At 43.8% G+C, this 14,141-nt stretch carries 16 protein-coding genes; 12 read left to right on the top strand and 4 right to left on the bottom strand.

What is annotated here, in order from left to right; translation table 11 throughout:
- Nucleotides 1–243: 243 nt before the first annotated feature.
- From CRO17_RS15955 to ald, 9 genes are all read left to right on the top strand, one after another.
- Nucleotides 244–1,725 carry an alanine/glycine:cation symporter family protein gene (locus CRO17_RS15955; RefSeq protein ID WP_097043475.1) on the top strand — a complete coding sequence of 494 codons (1,482 nt, stop codon included), beginning with the start codon at nt 244–246 and terminating at the stop codon, nt 1,723–1,725.
- A gap of 183 nt (nt 1,726–1,908) precedes the next feature.
- A complete protein-coding gene (locus tag CRO17_RS15950) occupies nt 1,909–3,429 on the top strand; it encodes an aldehyde dehydrogenase family protein (RefSeq protein ID WP_097043474.1) in 1,521 nt (506 codons plus the stop codon).
- A 31-nt stretch (nt 3,430–3,460) separates the two neighbouring features.
- Entirely contained in the window at nt 3,461–4,648 is a 1,188-nt protein-coding gene (locus CRO17_RS15945; RefSeq protein WP_097043473.1) for an NAD(P)/FAD-dependent oxidoreductase, read from the top strand.
- 25 nt (nt 4,649–4,673) lie between these two features.
- Nucleotides 4,674–5,573, top strand: coding sequence for a 4-hydroxy-tetrahydrodipicolinate synthase (gene dapA, locus CRO17_RS15940; protein WP_097043472.1), 900 nt, complete (start codon nt 4,674–4,676; stop codon nt 5,571–5,573).
- A 68-nt stretch (nt 5,574–5,641) separates the two neighbouring features.
- Complete coding sequence (locus CRO17_RS15935; protein ID WP_097043471.1) at nt 5,642–6,436, top strand: aspartate/glutamate racemase family protein; 795 nt, start codon at nt 5,642–5,644, stop codon at nt 6,434–6,436.
- A gap of 155 nt (nt 6,437–6,591) precedes the next feature.
- Nucleotides 6,592–6,864: a (2Fe-2S)-binding protein gene (locus tag CRO17_RS15930; RefSeq protein WP_097043470.1), complete on the top strand. Its 273-nt coding sequence runs from the start codon at nt 6,592–6,594 to the stop codon at nt 6,862–6,864.
- A gap of 5 nt (nt 6,865–6,869) precedes the next feature.
- Nucleotides 6,870–7,181 carry a (2Fe-2S)-binding protein gene (locus tag CRO17_RS15925; protein WP_097043519.1) on the top strand — a complete coding sequence of 104 codons (312 nt, stop codon included), beginning with the start codon at nt 6,870–6,872 and terminating at the stop codon, nt 7,179–7,181.
- Nucleotides 7,178–8,389, top strand: coding sequence for an NAD(P)/FAD-dependent oxidoreductase (locus CRO17_RS15920; protein ID WP_097043469.1), 1,212 nt, complete (start codon nt 7,178–7,180; stop codon nt 8,387–8,389). Before CRO17_RS15925 ends, CRO17_RS15920 begins: the two co-directional genes overlap by 4 nt.
- 136 nt (nt 8,390–8,525) lie before the next feature.
- Nucleotides 8,526–9,653, top strand: a complete 1,128-nt coding sequence (gene ald / locus CRO17_RS15915) for an alanine dehydrogenase (protein ID WP_097043518.1) — start codon at nt 8,526–8,528, stop codon at nt 9,651–9,653.
- Between the two features lie 413 nt (nt 9,654–10,066).
- Here ald and CRO17_RS17660 read toward each other — a convergent pair whose 3' ends face one another.
- The 3 genes from CRO17_RS17660 to CRO17_RS15905 all read right to left on the bottom strand — a co-directional run bounded on the left by CRO17_RS17660 (nt 10,067) and on the right by CRO17_RS15905 (nt 11,243).
- Nucleotides 10,067–10,216, bottom strand: a complete 150-nt coding sequence (locus tag CRO17_RS17660) for a hypothetical protein (protein WP_179637143.1) — start codon at nt 10,214–10,216, stop codon at nt 10,067–10,069.
- Between the two features lie 156 nt (nt 10,217–10,372).
- Complete coding sequence (locus CRO17_RS15910) at nt 10,373–10,717, bottom strand: DUF1433 domain-containing protein (protein ID WP_097043468.1); 345 nt, start codon at nt 10,715–10,717, stop codon at nt 10,373–10,375.
- A 190-nt stretch (nt 10,718–10,907) separates the two neighbouring features.
- Entirely contained in the window at nt 10,908–11,243 is a 336-nt protein-coding gene (locus tag CRO17_RS15905) for a hypothetical protein (RefSeq protein WP_097043467.1), read from the bottom strand.
- Between the two features lie 45 nt (nt 11,244–11,288).
- On the opposite strand from CRO17_RS15905, the gene CRO17_RS15900 reads away from it, so the two are divergent.
- Nucleotides 11,289–12,686: a Tle-like phospholipase domain-containing protein gene (locus CRO17_RS15900; protein ID WP_097043466.1), complete on the top strand. Its 1,398-nt coding sequence runs from the start codon at nt 11,289–11,291 to the stop codon at nt 12,684–12,686.
- Between the two features lie 24 nt (nt 12,687–12,710).
- Complete coding sequence (locus tag CRO17_RS15895; protein ID WP_143596031.1) at nt 12,711–13,037, top strand: hypothetical protein; 327 nt, start codon at nt 12,711–12,713, stop codon at nt 13,035–13,037.
- Nucleotides 13,038–13,105: 68 nt separating this feature from the next.
- Here CRO17_RS15895 and CRO17_RS15890 read toward each other — a convergent pair whose 3' ends face one another.
- Nucleotides 13,106–13,660: a DUF4256 domain-containing protein gene (locus CRO17_RS15890; RefSeq protein ID WP_245864826.1), complete on the bottom strand. Its 555-nt coding sequence runs from the start codon at nt 13,658–13,660 to the stop codon at nt 13,106–13,108.
- 211 nt (nt 13,661–13,871) lie between these two features.
- Between CRO17_RS15890 and CRO17_RS15885 the strand changes: the two genes are divergently transcribed.
- The gene (locus CRO17_RS15885) at nt 13,872–14,120 is read left to right on the top strand and encodes a DUF2188 domain-containing protein (RefSeq protein ID WP_077305668.1); all 249 of its coding nucleotides are present in this window, start codon (nt 13,872–13,874) and stop codon (nt 14,118–14,120) included.
- Nucleotides 14,121–14,141: the final 21 nt, after the last annotated feature.

Below are 14,141 nucleotides of genomic sequence, written 5' to 3'. Positions count from 1 at the left end.
TAATCAAGGAGCATGAATACTTTACAGGGTGTCTAGTGAAGGTGTTTTCCACATGGTGTAAAATTCTTAATATTAGAAAAGTAAGAAGGGTTACTGTATGGATGAGCAGAAGATTTAGGAAACATGTGAAAAGAAAGATAAAGGCAGTACGTGGAGCAGTCTGTTAGCCATACATAATGGGGAGTGGTAAAGCGTCAGAAAGTGACGAATGGGAACTGCCAATAAAGGAAGGAGTTTCATCCGATGGAGGCATTTGTGACTTGGTTGAATGGTTTTGTATGGAGTCCTGCGCTGATTTTCACCTTGCTTGGTTTAGGTTTATTTTATTCCTTTGCAACGCGTTTTCTTCAGTTTCGGCTGCTGAAGGATATGGTGGTGCTGCTATTCGAAAGCAAAGGATCTGATGCGGGGTTGTCTTCGTTTCAAGCTTTAGCATTATCTATATCAAGCCGCGTCGGCGTTGGAACAATTGCTGGTGTTGCGACGGCCATCGCTTATGGCGGCCCAGGTGCTGTTTTTTGGATGTGGGTGATGACATGTCTGGGAGCGTGTACCGCTTTTATAGAGACGACGCTGGCGCAAGTATACAAGCGGAATTTGCATAATGAATTTCGAGGAGGTACACCCTTTTTCATTGAAAAAGGATTAAAAGTCAAATGGCTGGCTGTTGTATTTGCCGTCCTGACGCTAATTGCTTGTTCGGTACTAATGCCAGGTATACAAGTAAATACGGTGGCATTAGCAATGGATGAAGCATTTGGCTTACGTCCGATTATTACAGGCACGTTGATGGTTGTCGTGCTAGCCGTAATTATCTTCGGAGGGGTCAAGCGAATAGCGAAGACTGCTGAATTGATTGTTCCGTTTATGGCGGGTGCATATGTTTTAGTCTGTATGATCGTCCTTATCAGCCATGCTTCCGAACTCCCGGGGATTGTGGCGCTTATTTTCAGCAGTGCTTTTGGAGCGGATTCTGCTTTTGGAGGAATTGTTGGATCGGCAATTGTATGGGGCGTTAAAAGGGGAACCTTTGCCAATGCTGCAGGATTTGGCAGTGAAACCTTTTATCCTGCTGCTACAGAAGTATCTCATCCTGCCAAGCAAGGATTAGTACAAGCATTTTCTGTGTACATTGACACATTAGTCCTTTGTACAGCCACAGCATTTATGATTCTTGTAACAGGCATGTACAATGTGACACCAGAAGGAAAAGAGCCGATCGTCAGCTCACTCGAAAATACAGAGCCTGGAATTGTGTATGCGCAAGAAGCAGTCGAGTCGGTTATTCCTGGATTCGGTGCACCGTTTATGGCGATTGCCATTCTCCTTTTCGCTTTCACTACGTTGATGACGTATTTCTATATAGCAGACACAAACCTTGCTTTCTTAAATAGAAAGCGCAAGTATCAGTTAAGATGGCCGACGCGCGTGCTGCAAGTTGCCCTTCTGGTTACCGTGTTTTATTGCAGCATTAACACGTCTGCGTTTGCTTGGGCGCTAGGGGATTTGGGTTTTGGTACGATGGCTTGGCTGAACCTTATTAGTATACTCCTCCTTACGAAGCCAGCGCTGCGGGTGCTAAAAGATTATGAGCGCCAGAAGAAGGAAGGCAAGGACCCTGTGTTCGACCCAGCCGAAGCAGGAATTACGGATGCAGAATTTTGGGAAGAACGAAAGGCGGAACAAGAGCATGCAGAAAAAATGGATCAAGCAAATTTAAGGTAATAGATGACATTCAACCAACTACAGTGCGTGTAGTTGGTTATTTAATGCGTGCATTTCTTGTTTATAAAATTGTGTCTAATCGTTAAGATTCTATATCTTACACAGTGTCTAATGGCAGGGGAGCGAAAATATCTTATCTTTAATGTAATCACTTAATACATCAGATAGCGAAGGGGTGAGTGGATGAATTTGACTGCTAAAGAAGTAGACGCTTTTCTGACGAGCCGCGATGTTACACAAAAAATGTACATCAATGGGCAGTGGGTCATTAGCGAAAGCGAACAAACGAGACAAATTATTAATCCTGCCAATGGCGAGGTTATCGGAACAGTAGCAGAAGGTTCAAAAGCAGATGCCAAAAAGGCAGTAGCAGCTGCTCGGCAAGCTTTCTACGAAAATGGCTGGATGGACAGCAAAGCACGTGATCGGGCAGAGCTGCTATGGCAGGTTGCCAGCAAATTAGAAGCGAGAAAAGAAGAATTTGCGGCGATTGATACGCTGAATAACGGCAAAACCTTGCGTGAGTCACTGGAGGATGTGGAAGACGCTGTGAATCAACTGCGTTATTATGCTGGATTGGCGACAAAGCCGCATGGGCAGACGTACGATGTTCCGGACGATATTCAAGCGATGGTTGTCCGCGAAGCTGTTGGAGTTGTCAGTATCATCGTTCCTTGGAATTATCCTTTAGTGATGGCCAATCAGAAGATTGCAGCTGCTCTGGCAGCAGGGTGCACAGTTGTTGTAAAACCGGCAGAGCTCACACCTCTTTCTGTTATTCGTTTAGTTGAGATTATGGACGAAACAGGGTTTCCGCCCGGCGTCGTGAACTTGGTACTCGGAGACGGAAAAGAAGTGGGTGCTCAGTTAGCGGCTGATCCAGATGTGGATAAGGTCTCTTTCACTGGCGGTACTAGTACTGGCATTTACATTATGAAGTCGGCGGCTGATACAGTGAAGAACATCAGCTTAGAACTAGGTGGAAAATCGCCGAATATTGTGTTTGCTGATGCTGAATTTGAGACGGCAGTTGATTATGCGTTAAACGCAATCTTCGCTAATCAAGGGCAGGTTTGCTCCGCTGGCTCTCGTTTAGTGATTGAGGAAAGTCTTTATGAAAAGTTTGTACCGGAATTAGTACGGCGTGCGAAACAGATAACTGTTGGACCCGGCTGGGAGGAAGGCGCTGAAATGGGGCCTCTCGTTTCTGAGGCGCACATGGAAAAGGTGCTGCGTTACATTGAAATTGGAAAAGAAGAAGGCGCCACATTGCTATGCGGCGGCAGCCGAATGACGGAAGGCGACCTGGCTAGGGGATACTTTGTAGAGCCAACCATTTTTACGAATACATTGCCTGATATGCGAATTGTTCAGGAAGAAATATTTGGACCTGTATTAGTCATTCAAACGTTCCGAACAGAAGAAGAGGCTATTACGCTGGCTAATGGAACGAATTTTGGCTTGGCTGCTGCAGTCTTCACTCAAGATGGAGCGAAAGCGCAGCGCGTTATCCGCCGTATACGGGCAGGTATTACGTGGATCAATACATACCACCCTACATTCAATGAAGCGCCTTGGGGTGGTTATAAACAGAGTGGGATAGGAAGAGACTTGGGCACTTACGGATTCGAAGAATATCTGGAAACAAAGCAAATCAATACGAATTTAAACATAGAGCCTTCCGGTTTCTTTAAAGGCAAATAGAACCAACCACGTTATCCGAAGGAGACTTGAGATGGAGAGTTTTGATGTTATCGTCATTGGAGCTGGCGTCATCGGATCTAGTGTGGCGTACCACTTAGTGAAAAAGGGATTGGATGTTGCTTTGATTGAAAAGGGAGGCATTGCAGCTGGTACATCCAGCAGATGTGATGCTGTTGCCTTGATCTGTGATAAGAAACCGGGCATCGATACAGAAATCGGTTACGCAAGTATCCAGCTTTTCAAACAGCTGGCGCAGGAGCTTTCGGTTGATTTCGAGTTTAGTTCTCGAGGAAGTTTATATGTTTGTGAGACAGAGAGGGAGCTTGAGATTGCACAAGGCTATGTAGCGGATCAAGTGCGAGATGGCTATGATATGCGGATGGTCGATCCGCATGAATTGCTGGATATTGAACCATACTTGGCACCGGACTTGGCTGGGGGAATTTGGACGGAAGCGGATTCATCTATGAATCCATATAAGCTGTGCTACGCCTTTGTCGAGGAAGGTAAAAAGCTGGGGCTGAAGGTTTTCGATTACCATGCTGTCTCAGAGATTCAACGAGACGTCCAAGGTAAAATAGAGCGTGTCGTAACGGATAGAGGAACTTTTAAAACGCGGAAGATTGTTAACTGTGCCGGCGTCTGGTCTCCAAAGATTGCAGGCATGGTAGGAATTGAGATACCGATTGTTCCGCGAAAAGGCATAGTGCTCATAACGGAGAAAACATCCAAGCAAATTACCAGACAGAAAGTACATGAGTTTGGTTATATGCTTTCCAAATTTGAAGATATACATTTCAAGCGCAATGTAAGTGAACTGGTTGAAAAGCATAATGTGGCCTTTACGATTGAACCGACAGATGCCCACAACTTTTTGGTTGGAGGACATCGAGCTTTTAAGGGATTTGATATTCGTTCGGAGATTGACGTGATGCAGGCAATTGCAGAGCGAGCGCTGCGTTTCCTTCCGGTATTGCGAGATCTTAATTGCATTAGGGCTTATGCAGGTGTAAGACCGTGGGTTCCAGACCACCTGCCAATTGTCTCAGAAGTAGAAGAGGTGCCAGGATTTTTCATTGCCAGCGGTCATGAAGGGGATGGCATCAGCATGTCTCCTATTACCGGAAAGATGGTGGCGCAGCTTATTACAGGCGAGCCAACTGACTTTAACATTGATAAGTTGAATTTTTCCAGATATAAAAAATCAAATGCAGTCTAAGAAGAAAATTAGAGGAGGAATTATAATGTACGTACCTAAAGGAATGATCCCGGCAATGCCTACCCCGTTCAAACAAGATGGAAGTGTGGATTTTGAAGCTTACAGTTCCCTGATTGATCATCTTATTGAAGGCGGCGTGCACTGTTTATTAGCGGGCGGAAGCACTGGAGAATATTCATTAATGACAATGGAAGAGCGGAAGCAAGTCTTAAAGGCCGCATGTGATGCAGCGGATGGACGGACGCCAATCATGGCGGGGACGAGTTGTCACCGCACGGAAGACACAATTGCACTAACGCAATATGCAGCCGAGGTGGGAGCAGATTGTGCCTTGGTGATAACGCCATATTATATGAAAACGAGCAGACAGGGAATTATTGATTACTTCAGCACTATTGCACAGCAGTCTAGTATCGGAATCGTTATATATCATTACCCTGGTGCCACAAATGTTGAACTGGATCCAGAGCTGATCCGCGAACTTAGCCAAGTAGAAGGCATTGTCGGTGTGAAAAATACGACAGATCAAGAGCATACGTGTAAAGTAATTGCGTTGACAAAGGATCAAACAGACTTTTCGGTGCTGACTGGATTTGAGCATTTAATTCTGCCGACACTTGCAGCAGGAGGAGACGGAGCGACAGGTATCGTGCATAACTTAGTTCCAAAAGAGATTGTGAAAATGTACGATTTATTTGTAAAAGACAACGATTTGCAAGGTGCGTTGCAAGTGAGCCAACAGCTATTACCTTTGTATGATTATGTGGAAGCAGAGCCATCTCCAGGACCTGTGAAGGCTGGCCTGGATATGATTGGGCTAAGAGGCGGAACGGTTAGATCTCCGCTAGTTGGTGCGTCCGAGGAACTGCAAGCCAAGATGAAAGAAACATTACAAACGCTTGGGTATACTGCTAATCCCGTTTAAGAAGCAGCTATTATAAAGGAAAATCAGTCGCTGCGCAGTTCTTGCGCAGCGCAAAGGGGGATGCCGCTATGACACTAGATTTCATTACCAATAACGGTAGCTACGGTTACCAAGGTCATGAAGATGATAATCCGATTATCACAATGAAAAAGGGGCAGTATGTAACTGGTTATTCGGTCGGTATCCTTTATCTGGAGGACTGCTGGTATCCGGTTATACCTGGCAATGTGGCCAACCTTAGCACCTATGATTTCCCCGTAAGATTAAAAGTTGTGCCAGGCTGCAATCAAGAAAGAATTCACGCCGGCGATCCTACATTACTAGCGGACATTATCAGAGCGGCAAAAGAATTGGAGGCAGAAGGAGCCCGGGCAATCTGTGCTGCTTGCGGATTCTTTGGCAACTTTCAAGATAAGGTAGCAGCCGCTGTGGATATACCTGTCTATCTTTCCAGTGTCGTACAAGTACCGTGGATCAAAACAGGACTGAAGCCGACGCAAAAGGTAGGCATGCTCACAGCAGATGCACACGGGATTACACCGTCCTTGTTAGCGAGCTGCGGCATCATGGACCCAGATATTTGTGTGGTAAAGGATCTAGGGAAGCTGCCGGAGTTCTCTGCGATTATCGAAAGCAGAGGCTCATTCAACAATGACATCGTAAGGCAGGAAGTCGTGAACGCGGCACAAGAAATGCTGGAGGAAAACCCTGATATTGGTGCAATTCTTCTGGAGTGCAGTGATTTGCCGCCATACGCAGCGGCAATACAGCGTGCTGTGAAGATGCCGGTCTTTGATTTTATAACGATGATTAGGTGGGTGCATTTCGCAACGAGTCAGAAACCTTACTACGGATTTATTTAATCCGATCAGCACCAAGTCTAGCAAGTGTTCTAATTAAGTCATTATCCATGAGACATGTAACGTTCTCTTGATAAGCGGGTGGGGAGTTCATCGGCTTTAGAAGGGGTGAATGTTGGTGTCTCTTTGTTTATCTAAAGATGATGGAGGATGAAAAAATGACCAATAAAGAAACTGTCATTTGCCGCTGTGAAGACATTACAATGCGAGAGATTCAAGAAACAGTTGAGCGTTTCCAATGTTCGTCCCGTGAGGTAAAACTCCGAACGCGTGCGGGAATGGGGTCATGCGGCGGCCGTACCTGCCGGGGGATGGTCGATAAACTGGTGGAACAACTAGGCGGTCCGCCAATCTCAAATGAGATAGCGCTGAGCTATCGGCCGCCCGTCAGACCTGTTTCATTTGGTGTGCTGGGAGGGGAGGAAAAGTGAAATCAATGCGCGTGCAGGAACACCCAATCCTAGGCAATAGCGAGAAAAAAGAGGCAGTGACAATTTATTTTGATGGAAAACCTTATACAGCCTACACAGGCGATACGGTAGCTTCCGCGCTGCTCGCTTCTGGAGTCCGAACGCTAAGGAAACATGAGGAAACAGCTAGTCCGCGCGGTATATACTGCAATATTGGACACTGCTTTGAATGCCGCGTCCAGCTGAATGGCAGCGAAACAGTAAGAGCCTGTCTCACAACAGTGGCAGACGGTATGTATGTAACATCCTTAACGCTGCCAAAAGGAGCCTCGATATGATAGATCTACTCATTGTGGGCGCAGGCCCGGCAGGATTGCGAGCAGCTATTGCTGCCGCTGAAAATGGATTGCATGTCAGTATAATCGATGAATTTGTAAAGCCTGGCGGACGATTATTAGGGCAATTACACGAAGAACCGGATGGATCATGGGTGAATGGGGTGGAAGAAGCAGAGCGGATGTATCACCGTGCCATTCAGCTTGGCGTCGAGATTTCAACAGGGGTGTCGGTGTACGACTTAGCTGAAACGCCTGCGGGATGGTCTATTTATACAACCGATGGTGTGAGGGAATCGCGCTGTTTATTGCTGGCAACGGGTGCTTCGGAGACACCAATACCAATTCCAGGCTGGACGCTTCCGGGAGTTATGTCCATTGGAGCAGCGCAAGTAATGGGGAATGTTCATCGTGTAAAGCCAGGGCATAAAGGAGTCGTAATAGGCGTGAATGTCTTATCTGTTGCGATCGCCCGCGAAATGCAATTATGCGGTGTTACCGTGGACCGTATTGTTCTGCCAGCGCATAATCTTATCTCAGCTGATGCTTCCAATCCGGAAAAGATGATGGAATCCTTGCTAAGACTTTCCCATTTGGCTCCATCTTCACTCATGAAAATTGGCGGCAAATTTGTCAGCCCGAAGCTGGCAGCTCGGTTTTATCCTCGAAATGGATTCAAAATATGGGGCATTCCTATCCAGCTGCGTAAAACAGCTTTGGAAATCATCGGAGAAGAGCAGGTGCGTGGTGTGCGAATTGCCGCTATCTCTGCAACTGGATCTGTCATTCCTGGCACAGAAGAAATTGTGGATGCTGACTTTGTATGCATCGCAGGCGGTCTTACGCCAATGGCAGAGCTTGCCGCCGTTGCTGGCTGTCGATTCCACTATGTACCTCAATTAGGAGGGCATGTGCCGCTGCATAATGAACGTATGCAAACAACGCTAAAAGGCTTGTATGTAGCCGGGAATATTACAGGGGTGGAAAGTGCGAAGGTAGCAGGAGCGCAAGGCCGCGTAGCAGGTCTGTCCATTGCAGATGAATTAGGTGTGCTGTCTGCAGCAGGTAAGGAAAAAATAAAGGAAGCTGTCGACCAAACAGTGCACACAAGAAAACATGCACTCATTCAATTTAATCAAGGGATAGAAGAAGCGCGTCATGCGTTATATACAGAGTTCCAGCAGCTGACAGATAAGAAGATATCCGTCTAATAGGAGTGTCTTATCGGAACAAGCGGAGTTCTTACATTGTGTCTAATGAGGTCTGTTACCCGCAGGCTTATAGTAAATGTACGAACAGAAGCTGCTCGCAGCAACTGAAAACTATTTAGACGCGGAGGGATTTTGGATGAGAATTGGCATTCCAAGAGAAGTGAAGAACAATGAAAATCGCGTAGCCATTACGCCAGCAGGAGTCGTGTCTTTCATTAATGCTGGTCATGAGGTGCTTGTCGAAAAAGAGGCGGGCAGTGGCAGCGGCTTTACCAATGAAGCGTTTCTAACAGCTGGAGCTAAGATCATTGATAGCGCGGAAGAAGTATGGAAAAGTGCAGACATGATCATGAAAGTAAAGGAACCTGTTCCAAGTGAATATGCGTACTTCCATAAAGGATTAATCTTATTTACTTACTTGCACCTAGCTGCTGAACCGGCATTGGCACAGGCACTGCGAGAAGCAGAGGTAACGGCAATTGCTTACGAAACGGTCGTTGATAAAGGCACATTGCCGCTGCTGACGCCAATGAGTGAAGTGGCAGGACGTATGGCTGCTCAAATCGGCTCGCAATTTCTGCAAAAACCGCATAAAGGAAAAGGCATTTTGTTATCCGGAGTACCTGGGGTCAAACGCGGCAAAGTAACCATTATTGGCGGAGGAGTAGTAGGGACAAACGCAGCAAAAATTGCAATTGGTCTTGGAGCAGATGTAACGATTATTGATCTGAGTGCAAATCGCCTGCGTCAGCTTGATGACATCTTTGGAAATCAGATAAACACGCTAATGTCCAATCCGTTAACAATAAGTCAAGCTGTTGCAGAAGCTGACCTTCTCATCGGCGCCGTATTAATTCCAGGCGCAAAAGCACCAAGATTAGTCAGCGAACAAATGGTAAAGTCGATGCAGCCAGGGTCCGTTATTGTGGATGTGGCAATTGATCAAGGCGGCATTATTGAGACAATCGATCATATTACGACGCATGATAACCCTGTATATATGAGACATGATATCGTACATTATGCTGTAGCAAATATGCCTGGAGCAGTTCCAAGAACCTCCACAATTGCGCTCACGAATGTCACGGTTCCTTATGCGCTGCAAATTGCCAACGCAGGCGTGATTAAAGCAATCTTTGAAAACGAGTCTCTGAAACACGGTTTAAACGTTGCGAATGGGGAAATCACATACAAAGCTGTGGCAGACGATCTTAATTATGCGTTTGTTTCTCCGGAGAAAGCTTTTGAAAAAGAACTCGTGTAATAGGTGTGAGATCCTGCAGCTTTTACGCTGACAGGATTTTTTTTCTGTTTATATTTCAAGACTTTCTTTCCCACGACTTTAACGTTTGCAAGGAATGTTTATAATAGGACGTTACGATAGTTATAGAATTATGCTTCTCCATCGAATCAAATACAAATGCTCCTATAATCTCTAGCAATAAATTCATCAAGTTCCATTCCTTTTTCTCTAACTGTTCTTCTTTAATTCTAACATAATTGGATATTATTGGAGCAGGACAATATATGAAAAGAGAAATGGGAAAGTGGCAGCTAACAATTCTTTAACCTGCAGTTCCTGTTAAATTTTTATTTGTAGGAGACCTTTGAAGTACTAATAAAGGCATCCCCTGTCAAAGCAGGAGATGCCTTTATTAATAGTATTTATAATATGTATCAGTATGCACAATCTGTGTCTTGGCACTCGTTCTTTCTATTTGGGAATCCTTCCTTCTCACCAATTGAATTCACAGAGAAGTCTTCACTTAAACTAACAGTAAATTCAGCATTACCATTGACAATACCGTCTACCTTAATACTACCCATTGGAGACTCTCTTGGTTCGTCCACTTTAATTGATTCTATGTTGTCGTAATTATTTTCGATATATCTTTTAGTGACATCTTGAGCTTTTGTGACCTCCGACAGCTTATTGTTGGAGGTATAGGCAATAAAGGAAGTATACGGTCTTTATATTTCGTCTTAGTAATCACATGTTTTCTCTTTACATCCATCTTTCTCTTCTGGAAAATCATCACTCTGGATGGCGAGGCTAGCTATAGTTAGATCTTTATTCAAGCTTACAGAAAATGATTTATCATTATTAACAGTTCCATCTATTGTCATACTACCCATTGGAGCTTGGTATGGGTCGCTCAACTCTATCTTCTCAATATTTTCATAATTTTTTTCTAAATAGCTTTGCACATTTGATTTGGCATCTGCTATTGTTTTATTATAATTCTTATTGTCTGAGTCCACTTTACATCCTCCTATCAATAAAATGGAAATGATTAATAGAATTATATTTGAGTGAATCTTCTTCATTGAAACACCTCATTGTTAAGAAATACAAAGCATACTTGGAGCGCTACAAGTGAAAGGTCTTCATTAGATGATTATCTGTAAGCCATTGAGGAAAGAAAAAATGGTATTTGTATGAGACCTTTGAAGTACTACTAAAGGCATCTCCTGTCAAAGCTGGAGATGCCTTTAGTAGTAGTATTATAAATATGTATCAGTATGCACAATCTGTGTCTTGGCACTCGTTTTTTCTATTTGGGAATCCTTCCTTCTCACCAATTGAATTCACAGAGAAGTCTTCACTTAAACTAACAGTAAATTCAGCATTACCATTGACAATACCGTCTACCTTAATACTACCCATTGGAGACTCTCTTGGTTCGTCCACTTTAATTGATTCTATGTTGTCGTAATTATTTTCGATATATCTTTTAGTGACATCTTGAGCTTTTGCAATAGTATCTTCATCATAATTATCCTTCACACCACAACCCCCTAGTAGTACAATGGAAATAATAGTTAAAATATAACCTATCTTGTAAATTTTCACATAAACACCTCTTTTTCATTATAACAAAGAAAGGATTACATTAGAATGAGTAGAGGAATTACTGATTTTGAAGCAAGTACTATTTCTGATGTTTCTTATGATGATGATCAAACAAACATTCGAATTAAAGGTCTTAAATGGGATACTTTGGATATTATTGAAGACGTAGAAACTGGTCTATACGGTTACGTACTCGAAAACCCCAAAACCAAAGAAATGGTCATCAGTTTCCGCGGTACGGAACCCCCTAAATTTACCACAAATGAAACGGAACTAAAAGGATTGAGTGAGTCTGCGCGAAATACAATTGAAGCAGAACTCGGAGACAGAGTAACGGAAAAAGGCGATACACTCATATATAAGGATAGAGAAGCTGATTATTCTGGTTTCCTTAAGGATGTTTATGAGGATGCATTTGGTGTGGTCGGTGGTAATTCCAATTATAGTAAGAGTGAGTATGGCGAGACAGACTATTTGGCAACACCTTCTCAGGATGCGGCGCTTCAGACGGGGAATGCAAAGCTGAATGATGACGGTAAGATTGTATTTACGAATAAGAACCAATTCACAGAAGCAAAAGCTGCTGTGAAAAAATATGTCGACAAGTACGGGGCGAAAAACATCACTTTTACTGGACATTCTCTTGGCGGGGGACTTGCTCAATATTGTGCGGTTACGTATGATTCCAATGCGGTGACATTCGCAGCGGCAGATGCTTATGGGCTGTTGAATGAAGAACAGCAGCGGGATGTAAAAAATGGAGAATTCAAAGATAATATTATTACATATGCATACCCGAGTGATGCGGTGTCCATGTTTCATGAGAGGACAATTGGATCGCTTTATTATATGGAAGATCCCGAGGGGAAGGATAGTACGGGTGATCAACTGGCCGACCTGCTAGGGTCTCACGGGATTAAGAACTACATTGATGCAAGTCTTTATAATGAGGACGGGTATTATAAAGCGGATTTACTGTATGATGAGAAACTCCGAGCTGCTATACCTGATTCGCCGCTCTTTTTAAAGAATAGCGGCGTCTCCAATTTTCCCATTGTTATTCAGACAGGATTGATGAAAGCTTATGCTAGAAAAGTAGAAGCAAGTGAAGATCGTATCGCAAAGACTAAAAAAGATATGATGCAATTCTTGGAAGATTGTATGACGACAGCAGAGGCATCAAGAACAAAGTTTAGAAGCCAGGTAGGGGTCGGGCGCTTTGATAAGCTGACAAGTACTGATGTGGATGAGGTATTTCGTGATCTTGCTGTAGAAACAGTAGATGGAATACCGATGCTTTTTGACATGGAATATTATGATGAACTAATGCACTTGTTAAAAGATGTGCATTCAGACACAGGTGAGATTGCGCATAACATGAACAAGATGAGTGAGGATTTTGAGAAAATGGATCAATTGCTGGCAGGGTGGCTGCAGTTTTAATTTGGAGGAGGGGCTGGTAAAACAGTGAGTATAATCCAAGATATGTTGGATGATTTTGATGAATACCTAGAAAGACAAAGACAAAAGAAAGAATTAGAGAGGAGTATAAAGGACAGCTTAGAAGAAGATGCAAAGCAATATAAAGAATACTTGAAGCACTCTAATCATATAGAATCGCTATCAGAAGAACATATGTACCTTAGAGATGCCTTAAAGGATTGTACGGATGGAGAGGCGAGTAAGGCATTAATGCTAAGGTTAGAAAAGAATATCCTGATGCTAGAAGGTGTGAACCACTCATTTTTCTTATTAAGAGAAAGTATTAGGGTGAAAAGCGGCGGCTGGTGGTAGAGTGGCGAAAAGGTACGGAAAACAAAAAGGGTTAGAGGAACAGTGCCTCCTAACCCTTTTTACATATCTTAGACAAACAGTGCACCTCGAAATCCTCTCGCACCGTAATACGAATCCGCGCCATTATGGTAGACAAACACATGACCAAAGCGATAGTCACAGAATAACGCGCCGCCGAGTTTTCTAATGTCAGCAGGTGTCTGAATCCAGCTGGATGTCTTTTTATCAAAGTTTTCTAGTTTCTGAAGCGCTCGGTATTGTGCTTCTGTTAACAACTCGATGCCCATAGAAGCTGCCATGTTGATAGCGCTGTTTTCAGGTTTGTGTTTCTTCCGAGATTCCAATGCTTCTTGGTCATAGCAAACACTTCTTCGTCCTTTAGGGCTCTCGGTTGAACAGTCACAAAACATGTATTCGTTCTGCTCCTGATTATAAGCGACAACATCGGGTTCGCCATCTGTTGTATCCATTTGATGCAGCGACCAAAGCTTTTCTGGGGCCGCCTCCAGCTTTGCTTGCACGTTTGACCAGTCAATTTCTTCATGGCGGTGCATGTTCTTTTCAAAACGATCTTTCAGAATACGCAGTAATTCTTTGCTTTGTTCGGGTGTCAGCTTTTTCAACGGCTATGTTCATTCCCTTCTTCATTTTTCACTGATTTAAGGGCGGAAGTCTAGCTATAAGGTTATAGAATAATCGCAAGCTCTGCAATAACAAAAGGATAGAAGGGAAATGATGACTAGCATGAGTGCAAGAAGCTTCTCTAATGTTTCTATATAAGTTCTGCGGGTAAAGAACTGTATAACCCAAAGTAACCAAAAGGAGGCATTTCACATGACAGAAAAAAGTGATCAGTACTTCGAAGACAGAGCTAATTCAGATGAAGCGAGATACCATGTTGTGCCAAATGCTGATGAAGGCTGGGGAATTAAGCGTGAAGGCAGCGAGGATCACGAGTATACAGCCAGCTCAAAATCTGATGTGGTAGAAGAAGCGAAGAAACGGGCACAAGATGCCGGCACGATGGCGATTATCCATGATGATAATGGACAGATTGAAGAGCAGCATAATTATGAATCATAAAGAGAAACCGTCAGCATGAGA

The organism is Terribacillus aidingensis (assembly GCF_900215625.1).
GTDB classification, from domain to species: domain Bacteria; phylum Bacillota; class Bacilli; order Bacillales; family Amphibacillaceae; genus Terribacillus; species Terribacillus aidingensis.
The sequence above is the reverse complement of the archived record's forward strand: the minus strand, read 5'-3'. Positions and strand labels throughout refer to the sequence as shown.

What these genes read in the sequence shown, in the direction of transcription:
- CRO17_RS15955 (WP_097043475.1), top strand. Translation starts at nt 244, where the DNA reads ATGGAGGCATTTGTGACTTGGTTGAATGGTTTTGTATGGAGTCCTGCG.
- CRO17_RS15950 (WP_097043474.1), top strand. Translation starts at nt 1,909, where the DNA reads ATGAATTTGACTGCTAAAGAAGTAGACGCTTTTCTGACGAGCCGCGAT.
- CRO17_RS15945 (WP_097043473.1), top strand. Translation starts at nt 3,461, where the DNA reads ATGGAGAGTTTTGATGTTATCGTCATTGGAGCTGGCGTCATCGGATCT.
- dapA (WP_097043472.1), top strand. Translation starts at nt 4,674, where the DNA reads ATGTACGTACCTAAAGGAATGATCCCGGCAATGCCTACCCCGTTCAAA.
- CRO17_RS15935 (WP_097043471.1), top strand. Translation starts at nt 5,642, where the DNA reads ATGACACTAGATTTCATTACCAATAACGGTAGCTACGGTTACCAAGGT.
- CRO17_RS15930 (WP_097043470.1), top strand. Translation starts at nt 6,592, where the DNA reads ATGACCAATAAAGAAACTGTCATTTGCCGCTGTGAAGACATTACAATG.
- CRO17_RS15925 (WP_097043519.1), top strand. Translation starts at nt 6,870, where the DNA reads ATGCGCGTGCAGGAACACCCAATCCTAGGCAATAGCGAGAAAAAAGAG.
- CRO17_RS15920 (WP_097043469.1), top strand. Translation starts at nt 7,178, where the DNA reads ATGATAGATCTACTCATTGTGGGCGCAGGCCCGGCAGGATTGCGAGCA.
- ald (WP_097043518.1), top strand. Translation starts at nt 8,526, where the DNA reads ATGAGAATTGGCATTCCAAGAGAAGTGAAGAACAATGAAAATCGCGTA.
- CRO17_RS17660 (WP_179637143.1), bottom strand. Translation starts at nt 10,216, where the DNA reads ATGGGTAGTATTAAGGTAGACGGTATTGTCAATGGTAATGCTGAATTT.
- CRO17_RS15910 (WP_097043468.1), bottom strand. Translation starts at nt 10,717, where the DNA reads ATGAAGAAGATTCACTCAAATATAATTCTATTAATCATTTCCATTTTA.
- CRO17_RS15900 (WP_097043466.1), top strand. Translation starts at nt 11,289, where the DNA reads ATGAGTAGAGGAATTACTGATTTTGAAGCAAGTACTATTTCTGATGTT.
- CRO17_RS15885 (WP_077305668.1), top strand. Translation starts at nt 13,872, where the DNA reads ATGACAGAAAAAAGTGATCAGTACTTCGAAGACAGAGCTAATTCAGAT.